This is a genomic window from Collinsella aerofaciens, assembly GCF_028209885.1.
Taxonomy (GTDB): domain Bacteria; phylum Actinomycetota; class Coriobacteriia; order Coriobacteriales; family Coriobacteriaceae; genus Collinsella; species Collinsella aerofaciens_BA.
Genome location: NZ_JAQLEM010000043.1, coordinates 1 through 12,800, shown reverse-complemented (window position 1 = coordinate 12,800; position 12,800 = coordinate 1). Strand labels below are relative to the sequence as shown.

The window sequence follows — 12,800 nt, the reverse complement described above, 5'->3', positions numbered from 1 at the left end:
CCGTCAGCCTTCACCTCAAGGGAAAGCACCATGTCCTGCTCCTCATCGTCCTTTGACTGGGATACCGCAGGGACATTGGAATCTCCCGTCCAACTGGCATGTGAGATAGCGTAAGCCCCGCAGCCGATGAGAAGCGCCGCACAGAGGATTCCTGCACCAGCCGCGCAGACCTGTTTACGGGAGAACTCGCGCCCGAAGAGCTTGATTCGACCGCTATTTTCCATTCGTGAACACCGGGTCATACATCGTCTCTCCCAGCTTCAGAACCAGGCTGTCGTTACGTTTCTCGAGGGTATAGGCCACCGACGCCCCATCGGCCGTCAGCTCGCCCTTGTAAACGAGCGGGCGCGGTGTCGAGTCGGTATCCTTCGCCCTCTGGTCTTTGACCGTGAGGCTGTACTTTCCCGAATGGTCCGATGCGGCCCATTCGTCATCACTGGGACCTTGAGTGAACAGATAGCCCTTTTGGTTATACGACGCCTTCTTGAATGCGATCTTTCCGCTGTCGAAGTTGATCTCCTCGGGGCTCGCCATGGACTCCGGCCGGTTCGAGCGTTCCCATTCCTGCGATTCAAGCAGCTCTTTGACGCGGGCGACCGCCTTGCCGGTGTAGTCCTCGTAGTACTTCTTCGCATCGTCCTCGCTCAGGAAATAGCGCTCGCCGTACTCCTCGTCGCCAGAGGGGATATAGGCATCCGCATCGTCGGCCTTCTTGAGCGTCAGGGTACCGAGCTCGCTTGAGCTCAATACGATGTTCTCGTCTTCCTGCCTCCACGTTCCCGAGGACTCGAACGACCCTGCGTAATGCCAGCCGTCCCCGTCGTCGAAGGTGATCGTCGTCTCGGAACCCAGCTTGTTATTCGTCATCTTCCCGAGGGCGACGTTGTCGCAGACCGATATGTAATAGAGCGTCTTTCCCTTCACTCCCGTCGGTCCGCATCCGCTCAAGCCGCTCAATCCGGCAATCGACATCAGTCCGACAGCGCCCAAAAAGCCGCGCCGGGATACATTCATCGCCATGGCAGTTCTCCTTTGATTCATAGATGGTACTTACGGCGATCCCTTCAACCTGGAAAAGGGCCACGTGAGCATTGTATTGCAAATTGTCACTTATATAGGTGTGACTCATATAGGTCCGACTCAAATCATTGGCACCATCAGTCGGGAGGTACCAATGACTCAGCTAGATGCAAAAATGAAAGTCGGACTTCGCATCAAGGAATTGAGAAACGCTCTTGGATACAGCCAGGAAGCCCTTGCGTACTCGATAGAGATGTCTCGAACCTATTTTGCCGAGGTCGAAACCGGGAAACGGAACATCTCGATCGAGAACATAGAGCGCATAGCAAGGGGCCTTGGTGTTTCTCTAAGGGAGTTTTTCGATTCCGACCTGTTTACGGGGTGACTCGGTGACGGATCGCTGAAAAAATCTGTGGATGCGCGGTGCTGCTTCTCTTTATGCTATTCGAATATCGCGAGACCTGTTGACTTCTATTTCCGCCACGAATCGGCGGTGCAGGATAAGGCTCCACTACGTTTCGCCGGAGGCAAACGGCGCAACTCGGCGAGCCGAGTTCGAAAGCGCAGGTAGATGCCTGCGCCTAAAACGAAAAACACCCGCATCCACGTGTAGCGCGCGGGCGCGGGTGCGTAGTTGATTGGGGCGTTTCCGCTGGATATGGGCGATTACGCGGCAAGAAGCCCTCGGGAACGTAACCTGCGGCCGTTTTCGGCTTCGTCGGCGCTGTCGACGTGGCGTCGGGGGCGGTCGGGCCCCGCCAAACCCTCGGTGCCGTCTCGTTCCTGATCTTGCGGCGAGCGGTTGATCGCTCCATGAGTGTTCGTTCGGCATCGGGTGACGTCATCCCGAGCATGGGTCCCACGAAAGTCTCGGTAACGTCCCTGCTGGGGAAGGCCATGGGTACGCCGTCGTGGATCACGAGGGCTCCCGTCTCGCGGCCGGTCCAACGCTGGAGCTCGTCGGGCGTGATGAGCGGCCTGCGCACGAGTCCCTCGCTCGTGCCCGTCGAGCCGGTGTTCGTTCCCTTAGTTCGGCTCGTGGACTGCGCGACCGCCGTGTAGGAGCCCATCGACTCCGAGAGCTTGCGCGCGGTGTCGAGGTTGGAGCAGGAGAGAACGACCTTGTCCTTGAGGAGGTCGAGAATCGTCTCGGCCTCTTCTCGGCTGTAGCCGGAGACGGACTGGAGCTGGAGGAGCGACTGACAGAACCAGAGAACATGGACGCCTTCCGAGCGCATCTCTCCCAGGTCCTGGACGATCCTCTCGTTGCGGCCGAGGGAGGCCGCCTCATCGAGGAGGAGGACGGTCTCGACGGGGCAGCGCCCGGCATGGCCCGCGGCGCAGGAGCGCAGCGCCGAGAGCGCTTGGGAAACGAACGTCTGGACGAGTCGCTTGTAGTTGCCCGTTGCAGAGGATGATGAGATGAAGACCACCGTGGGCTCCTCGCCGATGCCCCCGAGGCCGCACTCGTCATCGTGGAGCATCCGAGCCACGTTGCCGTCGACGTACTCGGTGAGGCAGTTGCTCAAGGTCGAGACGATGCCGGGCCCGCCCCCGTGCTCACCGTTGAGCCCGCCGAGGAAGGGGAGCGCGGGGTCTTCCGCGGGCAAAGACGCCGCCAGGGCGGCGATGCGGTCAAGCGGTCCCTGGTCGCCCGACGGCGAGATCGCGGCAGCGACGGACATGACGGTCTTCTCGTCTTCCGGGATGGACGCTTCCTCGATGAGGGCGAGGGAGATACCGACGAAGAGGTTCCGAGCGCCGTCGTAGAAGAACGGTTGGCTTTTCGACGGCGCGGGCACGATGCAGCGTGCGAGCTCACGCAGCTCCCGTGCACAGCCGCCGGCCCCCTCCGCCCCAAAGGCCTCCTTTGCCCTCTCGAGCGGATCGAATCGTACTGAGGATGCAGGCGCGTCGAACATCACGTCGACGATGCGGTGAGTGCCCGTCTTCTCGAACACAGGCTCAAGGAAGGCCCTGAGCTCGCCCTTGATGTCGTTGATGATGAGGGAGCGGCCTTGCTCAAAGTTTGCCAAGGCTGACAAAATGGCGACGCGGCGGCTCTTGCCCTCGCCGCTCTCGGCGAGGACGCAGGCATGGACCGAGTCGATGAGCCTGACGCTCCTCCCGATCTCGCCCACGACCAACGTGCCGCCCGAGGGCTTGCCGCCCTCCTGCCATGACTCGCTCCTGCGCTTAAGCTCGCTGTGCGCCGAGACGAGCCTCGCGTCGCCGTGGATGGGCGCGCCCGGCGCACGACGCCCGCCGACCCAGGTCCCGTCGTGGAACCAACGCGACCAGTCGAGATGGCTCCAGATGCCGACGGCTATTGAGACAGTGAGGGTTGCCGCGCACCCCACGAGGAAGACATCGTCCCGGATCAGCTCCGGCAGGACTTCGAGCGGGTTTTGGAACATGGTGCCGGGGAGTTCGGGCACTGCGGCCATCCCGAAGCTCGTGAGCGTCGCGGCGATGCCGACGACCCATGCTTCCAGCCAGCGCCATGCCGCCGGCAGCAGGACGAGCGCGATCGCGGCCCCAGCGGCCGCGCCGGCGGCGACACAGCGCTTGAGGTGCGCGCCCTCGTCGACGTTGAAGCTCTTCTGCTTGCTCATAGAATCATTCCCTTCACTATTGTTTTCGCTGAGTCGAGCACGATGCCCGCCGCATCGCCCCTGATCGCGGCCGATACGGCGGCTGCGAGCGCCCTCGCGAGCGCGCGCTCGGCCTTCTGGCCGACTTCGTCTGACAGGTCCTTCTTGCCTTTGGGACCCTCTGTTGCGGACGCGAGCGCTTTGGCAAGGGCCCTGCCCACAGCAACGGGGGCTTTTGCCATGGAAAGCGCGTAGGACGGGCACGACCGGAGGCATCTCTCCGGGATGGGCCCGCGCTCGCGGACGGCTTCTCGCGCGCCCTCCAGGTCTTTTCCGGTGACGCAGGCGCGGACCTCGCCGACGAGCGGCCTCATGCGCTTGCGCTCCGTTGCGGGCCCGTCGTCCGGCCTTGCGGACCTTATCGGTTCCCTTTCGGGGTCCGTTGCCCGGTCGGGTGCGATGACCCTCAGCAGGGCGTTGCCCTGGCGCGCGCGTAGCTCGTGCATGGCGTCGTTCAAGTAGCGGTCCTGCGCAACACCTTCGAGCCCCTTGAGGCCGGCGCAGCGCTCCACGGACTCGCGGTAAGCCGCGCTCGCCTCCTTGATTTCCGGGTGCCTCGACCCTGCTTCCTCGATTGCGGCATCTACGGCCTTGGCGACATCTGGGTGCCAGCGGCGGAGGTGCGCGTGGGAGATGCGGCCGTCCGCAGGCAGCGTGACGCCAATCTCATCGGCGGGGATATGGCGGACGGCGTCGACCGCCCGCGACCTCGCGAGGTCGCGGGCCTCGTGCTCGGCCGCGAGCGCCGGGACCAGGGCCGCGTCGGTGAGCGCGTTCCTTGCCCGGTCGAGCCTGTTGCGGGCCATGAGCGAATCGAACGAGCCGTCGGACGACCAGGCAATAACGTGCACGTGCTTGGAATTCGGGTGGTTCTCGTGCTCGGCGGCTACCCAACGGACGCTGGACTCGGGGATGCCCATTGCCTCGGCAAGCGCCGGCGTGAGGTTTCGGCGGCAGAAGCGCTGCCAGTCCTCCTTGCATGCGAGATCGAGCTCGCACGCCTCGTCCCTGCGGACGCTGAGCACAACGGTGGCAATCGCACCGTCGGCCTTTTCGAGCTCCCTGCGGGCCGTGCGGAGCTGGACGGCCCCGTTCTGGTCGAAGAGCGCGGTCGACCCGGGCCTCTCGGCGCAGTAGCCGACGATCCCCATCCTCTCGGCGAGCTCGGAGCGCCTGAGATCGTCGACGGTGGCGGATTTGTCGGCCCCCTCGCGCGTGGCGACGTACTCGACGTTGTTGGTGATGACGGCGGAACGCCCGCGCGACCCGGAGAGGTGCACACGGGCGTTCACAACGAGGCTGCTACGACTTGCCATCTGAAAGGCGCTCCCTCGCCTCCGAGAGCGTCATGCCGCGCTGCATGAGGCCGGCCTGCTTGTCGTAGGCGGCGTAGATGTCCGAGGCGCTCACGCCGTCCAGGCCATTGAACGTGCCCTTCTCGATCTCGACGGCGGCGATTGCTGCGACGATCGAGGCACGCGTGGCGCGGTGCACAACGCGCGCGATGCGGTCCTCCTGCTCGGCGTTGCGCTCGCCGAGCGTGCGGTCGAGTTGCTCCAGCAGTGGCTGCATGACGCCGCGCAGATAGGTTCCGAGCTCGGTGGAGTAGAGCGCCAGGCCGTCGGAGGCGAGCCCAGCGGCGATGAGCTCGCGGGCGGCTGCACTGTCGCTAAGATCCTTTGAAACCCCGTAGGCGTGGAGGCGGCGATACGCCTTGTTAGGGAGTCGGAGGCTCATGACCTTCGACCCGTCTTTTCCGATGGCCATCTTAGAGTCCCTCGTTCGGGAGGGGCGCGCCGACAGCGCGGAGGGCGGCGATGTTCTCGGGCGTGCGCTCGTAGGTCTTAGGCCAGAAGGTGACGGGCATCATGGCGAGGTCATCGCGGGGGATGCCGTAGGCGAAGAGGTAGGCCTCGATGGCGTTGCCGTATTCTGCATCGTTGACGCGGTAGGCATCGGTGAAGAAGATGCCGGTCGGGTCGTCGTTGCTGCCTTTGACGAAGTAGACGCCGTTCCCGCCTTCCTTGAACGGGTTCAGAATCTTGAAATCAGGCTTCGCGTAGTAGGCGATTCCTGCACGGACGATGCGCGTGAAGCCCGGATGCTCGACGGGCCGCGCCGCGCGTGCGAAGCCCAGGTCGGGGTCGGACTCCAGCAGATGGGAGAGCACGGAGCCGACGGCGTCGTCCTTGTGCTTGGGGACGGTCCCGAGGAGGTCGTCGAGATGCGATTTGGTTTTCTTGACAAGTTCCATCATGGTTTTCCTCTCTGCCGGTGCCGTATGGGTACCGGTGGTTCATTTGAGGGTCTTTGCTGATGATGCTTCTAGCTGCGGCGAAACGTTGCGGTGCCGAAGGTGCCAAAGAACAGGAAAGAGTTTCTGGGCCTATGGCACCTTTGGCACCATCGAGAGACTTTGCAGGTGAGGGGGGCGACCGAGGTGCCGCAACGGCATGTTGCGGCACCTCTATCGGCCCTAATCCGTCTCCCGGTACACCCAACAGCGCTGCTTTCCGTACGGGGGACAGAGGCGCTTGTTGCCCGGGGCCCATCCCGGGCACTGCGACGACAGGATGCGGCTGACCATTTTGCAGTTGGCCTTGGTCTTCTCGAGGTGGAGGGCCTTGTCGAGAATCTCGAACGTGCACATGGGACGGTCGGTGTTGCCGGGGAGATACGCGAGGACCTTCTGCACGCAGGGGTCCTCCTCGACGAAGCGTCCGCGCTGTGCGGCCGCCTCGGTCTCCATCTCAGGTGTTAGGACGGTCGAAAAGCGGACATCGCCCGTCCTCATCCACGTGCGGGCCTCTGCCCATGCCTGGCGGATTGCGGCCGGGAAGTCCTCATCGAAGACGGACTTCTCAGTGCGCTCGATGCCGCAGAGCAACGGGAGGAAGCGCCTTGCGCCGCTTGAGCGCTCGCGTATAAAGTCTGCCTCGTTCGTGGTACCGACGAAGACCACGCGCCGGGGAAACGCCTCCGTCCTGCGGCAATAGGCCCCTCGGAACTCATCGACCTGACGGGTGACCCCAGCCTTCACGCTCTCGATAGAGCGCTCGGACATCCCGTTGAGCTCGGGGACCTCGACGATCCATTTGCCCCGGTTCTGCTCGCCCGTGAGCTTGACGTCGCCGAGGTTGATCACGGAGTCCGTGAAGTACTCGTCGCGGATGGCGAGGCCTCGGGCGAAGGACGACTTGCCGATACCCCCGGCGCCGCACAGGATGGGCATGTAATCGGCCTTGCAGCCCGGGCTGTAGGCGCGGGCGATGCCCTCGCAGAACAAGATGCGCTCGACCTCCGAGACGTATACGCTCCTCTCCGCACCAAGGTAGACATTGAGGAGCGTCCCTACGCGCGGGATGCCGTCCCAGGTGAGGGCGTCGAGCATGGCGACGAGCGGATCGTAGGCATTGTCCTCGGCGACGATGGTCAATGCGAGCAACATGAACTTCTCCTTCTGGAGGGAGATGGTCTGCTGGAGGAGGGCGAAGAGCCGCGCGTCGTCGCTGTCGCGCCACCGGCGTTCCCTCGCATCCGCGTCCCAGGGCAGAGGGCCGGTCTTGAAAAGCTCGTTTGCGAGCCGGTTGTAGCCGACGTTCAAGGGGAGGGACTTGAGCTCCTCGACGATCTCGTTGACCGTCGGCGGGGAGCGGCGCTCTGGAGGCTGCGGCCCAAGGACGTCGTCGTGCTTCTGCGCACCCATCAGGCCACCTCCTCGCGAGACTGGGGGCGTCGTGGGCCGTTGATGGGGCAGGCACTGCCGAAGACGAGCACTTCGAGCCGGCTAAGGCGAAGCTCCGTGTCGACCAGACGCTCGACCAGCTCTTCCTCTGTCAGGGGATGGTCGAGGCCGTGGTCGCGCAGGATGGTGCGGCGCCGGGCGGAATTCATCATGCTAAGATTCATCGATGGGGTCCTCCTTATGTGTGGACTCATGATTTTGGGCGACGGCCGAGCTTTGGTCGGGGAGGCCGTCGTCTATCCCGAGGTTTGCGATAAGTGCGTCTTCGAGTTCCACGGGGGAGCGCTCGGGCGCGAACGATTCGGCGAAGGCGGCAAGCGTCTCAAGCGACTCGACGAGCTCGTCGTCCATGTCTGCCGCGCGCCGGATACGCCGGAGTTCCGTTACGACGGGCCCCACGCGCTCCTTGACCGCCTTGCGCATGCGGGTGGTCGCGACCACGGTGAAAGTGCCCTCAAGCAAGCATTTCGTGATGTACTCCTGCTTTGACAGGCTACTCAGGGCGACGCGGAGGTCGAGCTGGTCCGCCTCTGCGGGCGACATGCGGAAGGCGATGGTCTTGCAGCGGCGGCGCCCCTTGGCGTCCATAATCGGCTTAGACATCCGACATCATCCCATCAAGGGCCTCCACTAGATCGTGCTGCGTCGAGGGGAAGAGATGCGAGTACATCTCCGTGACCTCGGCGGTCTCGTGGCCCATGCGATCGGCGATCGCCGTGGGCGAGTAGCCGCTGTTGACGAGGGCGCTCACGTGGGAGTGGCGGATGTCGTGGATACGGATGCGCTTCACGCCCGAGAGCTCGCAACCCCTCTTCATCTCATGCGACAACGCATGTTTTGTGATGGGGAAGAGTCGGTCGGTAGGAACGATTTCGGGATGTGCTGCCAGATAGTCGCGCAGTTCCTCGCGAAGGAGGCTCGGCATGACAATGTCGCGCTTCGAGGCTCGCGTCTTGGGTGGGCCGATAACGTCCTCGCCCTTGACGCGGGCATAGGAGCGGCGGATGCGGATGACGTTGAGCCCGAAGTCGATGTCCTCCGGACGAAGGGCAAGGAGCTCGCCCTCGCGGCAACCCGACAGATAGAGCGTCAGGAAAGCGAGGTAGATGAGGGGCTTATCCTCGATGGCCTGGGAGAAGAGCTTGAACTCGGTAGGGGTCCAGTAGAGCATCTCCTTCTCGGGACGCTTGGAGCCGACCTTTCCCGCCGCCAGCATGGGGTTCTGGGGCAAGCGGTAGAAGCGGACGGCGTGGTTGAAAATGGCTGAGAACTGGTTGCAGATGGTGTGGAGATAGCTCTGCGACAGGCCCTGCTCAAGGAGCCAATTCTCCCAACGCACAACGTCTGCGGCCTTGACGTCGCAAAGGCGCATCTTACCGAAGACCGGGAGGATGTACTTGTCGATGATGGCATCCTTGGTGAGCTTGGTTCCAACGCGCAGCCGAGGGTAGACGTCGCGGGTGTACATGGTCTTGACGAAGGCCTCGACGGTGATCTCGACGCGCTCGTTGCAGGACGCGAGGAAGTTGCGCTCCCAAGCGACGGCCTCCTTCTTGGAAGCGAATCCGCGCTTCGTCTTTTTGTGGCGCTCGCCTAAAGAGTTGCGGTACCAAGCCTCGACCGTCCAGGTCCCGCGCTTCTTGTCTCGGTTAACTGACATGGGCCATCGCCGCCCTCTGCTTGGAAGGGGCGGAGAGAAGCCGTGCCTCGAAGTACGAGCGCTGAACCTTCCCGGGGATGGTCATGATTCCCTGAGCTGCAAGTTCTGCATTCAAGGTCTTAATCAGCTTGAACGCATAAGACTTGCTCATGCCCGTGATCTCGGCAACCTCCTCCGCGCCGATAAGCTGACGTGTCATATGTAGTCTCCTTTCCAGAGCGGGGCACCGATTGCCCCTCGTCTTGATTATGTCCAAAAAACGTATGACCTACTACGGAAAGTGTAATTTTGCAGATTAAGTCACATCTCCTACATTTTTTGTATGCATGAGATTTCGCATGTAGACTTGAGAACAGTATTTCTTCGGAGGTGTATCTGGATGACTGCCGTCGATCGCATCGGTGCTGCCAAAGAGACCCTGACGTCATTTGTGGCCGATAGGGAGTGGGAACAAACGAGCAAGCGCTGGGGAAGGCTACGGCTGTCCGAGAAACTGCTCCGCCTCCGTTCGGCGCGAAAATGGACACGAAAGGTCGCCGCTCAGGCGGCAGGCATTTCGGAGTCGGCCTTGAGGAACTACGAGCTCATGAAGTCTGCCCCGAAGGAAGAGCATTTGGAGGGGCTTGCGAACGCCTATGGCATACGGGCTGAGGCGCTCCATTTTTATGATTTCAACGATACTGACCTGATTGCTCAGGCTTTTTTCCAATTTGCCGCGACATATGGGTTCGAGCCTGTTGCAAACGAGCGCTATTCAGCGCTCAAGCCGACTTCGCCTTTCATGGAGTCTTTTCTAAAGAAGTGGGCAGCTCAGTATGCTCAAATTGAGAGCGACTCCGATCGAGACGACTATGAAAGATGGAAGGACAACTTCTCAGCCGACTTTGATCCGTCCCAGTTCCCCCTCCGATACGAATATGATCCACGAGATTCTTGGGTGCCGATTACGCCTTGGCAAAATAGGATGCAGTCCAAGAAGCTGCCCGAGCTAAGGGCGCGGTGTACCCCTGCAAAGACCCAGCTGGATTTGGCCCGAGAGGCTGATCTCTCCCTCGCAACGCTACGTTCGTATGAACAGGGGGCTAGGGTGCCGAAATATGCGGCGCTTCAAAAACTGTCCAGCGCTCTTGAGGTGAAGAGGGGAGCGCTTGTATTTACCGATTTCGGTAGTCCTGTTCAAGCTGCTCATGCGCTATTTCAGCTCTCGGCTTCATATGGATTGATTCCGCTTCAACTGGAAGAGGGGCCGGCGCTTCTAGCGAGAGCGCCTGTTCCCGACTCTTTTCTTTTTGAATGGGCGAAGAGGTACGAAACGCGCGTGAAGCAGGCCGATGAATACGACGAGTGGCTTGATCAGTTCGACTATTTCGAGCACGATAAGTCCGATGGCTATGTCGAGAAGTTCCGGCAGCATGAGATACGCCAACCGAACGGTTCATCGCTTATTGACGGCTATGTCTATAGCGATTTCTGTCCCTTTGACGAGCGATTTAAGAAGGGGTATGCCCTGCCCTAATTGTGGTCAGATTAGCCGGCGTGAGGACCAAATGAGTATCAAACGGCGATGGGAGAATGCCTGATAGAACGGACTGAGGTAAAACGAGCGCCTCATTTACCTGCGGCACCCGTTATCGAGTGGGAGTAGGCTGATAGGGTTCTGACCTGCATTTTTGAGTGCCGCACTGTGACGCTGAGTTTTGTTTCGTACGAGAGTCACGGCAAAGCCGCCAGCGACATTGGTGAGTAAATACGGTAACCGAGCCTCCGTTCCCAGGTTGGGACGGAGGCTTTTTCTTTGTCGTTTTACTCCCCTTCACCTGCGATTTCGCTATTTACTCCCCGTATTTCAAGATGGAAGTGTTTGGTTGCGAGCCACGCCGGTGTGAGGGCCTGAGTCGTCAGGCCCCGCACAGGGGGACCGCGATGGTGGCCACCGCGCCGCCCGAGGGGCTGTTGGCGAGCGAGACGGAGCCCCCGTGGGCGCTCGCGGCCTCGGAGGCGGCGTGGAGGCCGAGCCCGTAGTGGCGGCCTCCGTCGCGCGAGGAGCGGGAGGAGTCGTCTGTGAAGAGGCGCTCACAGCCGCGTTCGAGGGCGGCGGGAGAGAAGCCCGGTCCGTCGTCGGCCACCTCGATGACGAGGTGTCCGCCCGCGACGTCGCAGGAGACCGCCACGCGCGAGCGCGCGTGCTCGGCGGCGTTGACCACGAGGTTCGCGGCGGCTCGCGCCAGGGTGGTTCGGTCGAGCGGGGCCTCGGGCGCGCCCGCGACAGCGGGGCCCGTGGCCGCGTCGAGCGTCACGCCTCGCGCCCGGGCGATCTGGGCGGCCTCGGCGAGGACCTGTTCGCAGAGCTCGGCCGGCCGCATGGGGACCCTCTCCGCCCCGCCGGACCCGCGCGAGGCCTCGATGAGCAGGCGCACGTAACCGTCGAGCCTTTCGACACTGCCGGCTATGTCGCGCGCGGCGGCCGCGAGGTCGGCGTCTTTCTCGTCTTCCAGCTCCTCCGCCACGAAGTCGGCGTTGGCGCGCAGCACGGTGAGCGGCGTCTTGAGGTCGTGGGCGAGCGACGCCACCTGCTCGCGCTGCCCCCGCTCCGCGGCCCAGCGGGCCTCGAGCGACTCGGCGAGGGAGGCCCGCATGGCGTCCATCGCGGCGAGGACGTCGTTCACCTCGCGCACGTTGGTGCTGCCGACCGCGAAGTCGAGCTCCCCCGCGCCGACGCGCCCCGCCGCCTCCGCGAGCGGCGCCATCTTGCGCGAGATCACGCGGCTCGCGCGGCGTGCCACGAGCGCGAGCGCGAGCGCGCTTCCCGCCGCGGCGCCGACGAGCATGAGGTTCTGCGGGTTGGGAAGCAGGCCGGCGAGGTCGCGCGAGACCCACTGCGGCAGGTACTCGCTGACGAGTGCGCAGGCCCCGCCGCTCTTGAGCGGGAACGCGGCGTAGGTAAGGCCCGAGCCCCCGCCCTCGATCTCCACTGTGCCCGGATCCGCGGCGAGTGCCGCACGGGCCATTTCCGTCGCGTCCTCGAGCCGCGTGCCCTCGAGGTCTGTCATCAGCGCGTATCCGTCCTTATTCAGGATGAGGTAGCGGTACGCCGTCGGCACGTCCTGCTGCCCGCAGACGCCGTCGCGTGCCAGGCCCTCCGCGACCTCGCGCGCATTGGCCGGCCCCCAGCTTGCCTCGTAGACGAAGCCCGCGTTGATCGCCGCGGAGAGCGCCATGAACGAGGCGAGCCACGCCGTGGCGACGGCCGCGAACGCGTAGGCGAAGTAGCGCGCGATGACGAAGGAGAGCGGCATGCCCCCGCGACCTCGCGCCCCGGTCCTCAAAGCTGCCACTTGTACCCCATCCCCCAGACGGTCGCGATCGGATCGGCGCCGGCTTCGGAGAGTTTCCTCCGGGCGCGGCTGACCTGCATGGATATGGCCGCGTCGTCGGCGTCGCTCTCCCAGCCGAGCACCGCCTCGCGGATCTGCGCGCGGCTCATGACCTGCCCGGGGTGGCGGGCGAGGTACTCGCAGATGGCGTACTCGGTGGGCGTGAGCGGCACGGCCTCGCCACCCACGGCGAGGCCGCGCGCCCCGAGGTCGATCCGCACCTCCCCGAAGGAGAGGGCGTGCGAGCGCGGCCGGCGCTCACGGCGTAGATGGATTGGCTACACTGATGTGGACAGTTCCGGGAGGGGCGCGAGAGACGGGAGGGCCGTATATGAGGGACCCCAGGC

The 12,800-nt window shown here is 63.3% G+C and carries 15 protein-coding genes; 2 read left to right on the top strand and 13 right to left on the bottom strand.

From position 1 onward, the window contains the following. The coding region (locus PMX21_RS09160) for a hypothetical protein (RefSeq protein WP_271759202.1) at nt 1–224 on the bottom strand (224 nt) is incomplete at its 3' end. Beyond that, nucleotides 214–1,020, bottom strand: a complete 807-nt coding sequence (locus PMX21_RS09155) for a hypothetical protein (RefSeq protein ID WP_195920037.1) — start codon at nt 1,018–1,020, stop codon at nt 214–216. The genes PMX21_RS09155 and PMX21_RS09160, both read right to left, overlap by 11 nt. Before the next feature lie 154 nt (nt 1,021–1,174). On the opposite strand from PMX21_RS09155, the gene PMX21_RS09150 reads away from it, so the two are divergent. After that, nucleotides 1,175–1,405 (top strand): helix-turn-helix domain-containing protein, encoded by a 231-nt coding sequence (locus PMX21_RS09150; RefSeq protein ID WP_195920036.1) that lies wholly within the window; start codon nt 1,175–1,177, stop codon nt 1,403–1,405. A 196-nt stretch (nt 1,406–1,601) separates the two neighbouring features. Here the strand turns inward: PMX21_RS09150 and PMX21_RS09145 are convergent, their stop codons facing one another. The 9 genes from PMX21_RS09145 to PMX21_RS09105 form a co-directional block, all read right to left on the bottom strand. Next, a complete protein-coding gene (locus PMX21_RS09145; protein ID WP_271759201.1) occupies nt 1,602–3,635 on the bottom strand; it encodes a type IV secretory system conjugative DNA transfer family protein in 2,034 nt (677 codons plus the stop codon). Continuing rightward, a complete protein-coding gene (locus tag PMX21_RS09140) occupies nt 3,632–4,990 on the bottom strand; it encodes a hypothetical protein (RefSeq protein WP_271759200.1) in 1,359 nt (452 codons plus the stop codon). Before PMX21_RS09140 ends, PMX21_RS09145 begins: the two co-directional genes overlap by 4 nt. Beyond that, complete coding sequence (locus PMX21_RS09135; RefSeq protein ID WP_271759199.1) at nt 4,977–5,441, bottom strand: hypothetical protein; 465 nt, start codon at nt 5,439–5,441, stop codon at nt 4,977–4,979. The genes PMX21_RS09140 and PMX21_RS09135 overlap by 14 nt, the downstream gene beginning before the upstream one ends. A gap of 1 nt (nt 5,442) precedes the next feature. Further along, nucleotides 5,443–5,928 carry a hypothetical protein gene (locus tag PMX21_RS09130; RefSeq protein WP_271759198.1) on the bottom strand — a complete coding sequence of 162 codons (486 nt, stop codon included), beginning with the start codon at nt 5,926–5,928 and terminating at the stop codon, nt 5,443–5,445. Between the two features lie 222 nt (nt 5,929–6,150). Beyond that, nucleotides 6,151–7,380, bottom strand: a complete 1,230-nt coding sequence (locus tag PMX21_RS09125; protein WP_271759197.1) for a virulence-associated E family protein — start codon at nt 7,378–7,380, stop codon at nt 6,151–6,153. Further along, nucleotides 7,380–7,583: a hypothetical protein gene (locus tag PMX21_RS09120; protein ID WP_271759196.1), complete on the bottom strand. Its 204-nt coding sequence runs from the start codon at nt 7,581–7,583 to the stop codon at nt 7,380–7,382. The genes PMX21_RS09125 and PMX21_RS09120 overlap by 1 nt, the downstream gene beginning before the upstream one ends. Further along, nucleotides 7,573–8,022 (bottom strand): plasmid mobilization protein, encoded by a 450-nt coding sequence (locus PMX21_RS09115; protein ID WP_271759195.1) that lies wholly within the window; start codon nt 8,020–8,022, stop codon nt 7,573–7,575. Before PMX21_RS09115 ends, PMX21_RS09120 begins: the two co-directional genes overlap by 11 nt. After that, on the bottom strand, nt 8,015–9,079 hold the full coding sequence (locus tag PMX21_RS09110) for a site-specific integrase (RefSeq protein ID WP_271759194.1): 1,065 nt from the start codon (nt 9,077–9,079) through the stop codon (nt 8,015–8,017). The genes PMX21_RS09115 and PMX21_RS09110 overlap by 8 nt, the downstream gene beginning before the upstream one ends. Further along, complete coding sequence (locus PMX21_RS09105) at nt 9,069–9,278, bottom strand: hypothetical protein (RefSeq protein ID WP_271759193.1); 210 nt, start codon at nt 9,276–9,278, stop codon at nt 9,069–9,071. Before PMX21_RS09105 ends, PMX21_RS09110 begins: the two co-directional genes overlap by 11 nt. Nucleotides 9,279–9,458: 180 nt before the next feature. Between PMX21_RS09105 and PMX21_RS09100 the strand changes: the two genes are divergently transcribed. Continuing rightward, nucleotides 9,459–10,595 (top strand): helix-turn-helix domain-containing protein, encoded by a 1,137-nt coding sequence (locus tag PMX21_RS09100; RefSeq protein ID WP_271759192.1) that lies wholly within the window; start codon nt 9,459–9,461, stop codon nt 10,593–10,595. A 382-nt stretch (nt 10,596–10,977) separates the two neighbouring features. On the opposite strand, the gene PMX21_RS09095 is transcribed toward PMX21_RS09100, so the two are convergent. Beyond that, a complete protein-coding gene (locus tag PMX21_RS09095) occupies nt 10,978–12,375 on the bottom strand; it encodes a sensor histidine kinase (protein WP_271759191.1) in 1,398 nt (465 codons plus the stop codon). Between the two features lie 26 nt (nt 12,376–12,401). Continuing rightward, nucleotides 12,402–12,674 carry a winged helix-turn-helix domain-containing protein gene (locus PMX21_RS09090; protein WP_271759190.1) on the bottom strand — a complete coding sequence of 91 codons (273 nt, stop codon included), beginning with the start codon at nt 12,672–12,674 and terminating at the stop codon, nt 12,402–12,404. Nucleotides 12,675–12,800: the final 126 nt, after the last annotated feature.

Excerpts from the sequence above, each read along its gene's own strand:
- PMX21_RS09155 (WP_195920037.1), bottom strand. The coding sequence starts at position 1,020 with ATGGCGATGAATGTATCCCGGCGCGGCTTTTTGGGCGCTGTCGGACTG.
- PMX21_RS09150 (WP_195920036.1), top strand. The coding sequence starts at position 1,175 with ATGACTCAGCTAGATGCAAAAATGAAAGTCGGACTTCGCATCAAGGAA.
- PMX21_RS09145 (WP_271759201.1), bottom strand. The coding sequence starts at position 3,635 with ATGAGCAAGCAGAAGAGCTTCAACGTCGACGAGGGCGCGCACCTCAAG.
- PMX21_RS09140 (WP_271759200.1), bottom strand. The coding sequence starts at position 4,990 with ATGGCAAGTCGTAGCAGCCTCGTTGTGAACGCCCGTGTGCACCTCTCC.
- PMX21_RS09135 (WP_271759199.1), bottom strand. The coding sequence starts at position 5,441 with ATGGCCATCGGAAAAGACGGGTCGAAGGTCATGAGCCTCCGACTCCCT.
- PMX21_RS09130 (WP_271759198.1), bottom strand. The coding sequence starts at position 5,928 with ATGGAACTTGTCAAGAAAACCAAATCGCATCTCGACGACCTCCTCGGG.
- PMX21_RS09125 (WP_271759197.1), bottom strand. The coding sequence starts at position 7,380 with ATGGGTGCGCAGAAGCACGACGACGTCCTTGGGCCGCAGCCTCCAGAG.
- PMX21_RS09120 (WP_271759196.1), bottom strand. The coding sequence starts at position 7,583 with ATGAATCTTAGCATGATGAATTCCGCCCGGCGCCGCACCATCCTGCGC.
- PMX21_RS09115 (WP_271759195.1), bottom strand. The coding sequence starts at position 8,022 with ATGTCTAAGCCGATTATGGACGCCAAGGGGCGCCGCCGCTGCAAGACC.
- PMX21_RS09110 (WP_271759194.1), bottom strand. The coding sequence starts at position 9,079 with ATGTCAGTTAACCGAGACAAGAAGCGCGGGACCTGGACGGTCGAGGCT.
- PMX21_RS09105 (WP_271759193.1), bottom strand. The coding sequence starts at position 9,278 with ATGACACGTCAGCTTATCGGCGCGGAGGAGGTTGCCGAGATCACGGGC.
- PMX21_RS09100 (WP_271759192.1), top strand. The coding sequence starts at position 9,459 with ATGACTGCCGTCGATCGCATCGGTGCTGCCAAAGAGACCCTGACGTCA.
- PMX21_RS09095 (WP_271759191.1), bottom strand. The coding sequence starts at position 12,375 with ATGCCGCTCTCCTTCGTCATCGCGCGCTACTTCGCCTACGCGTTCGCG.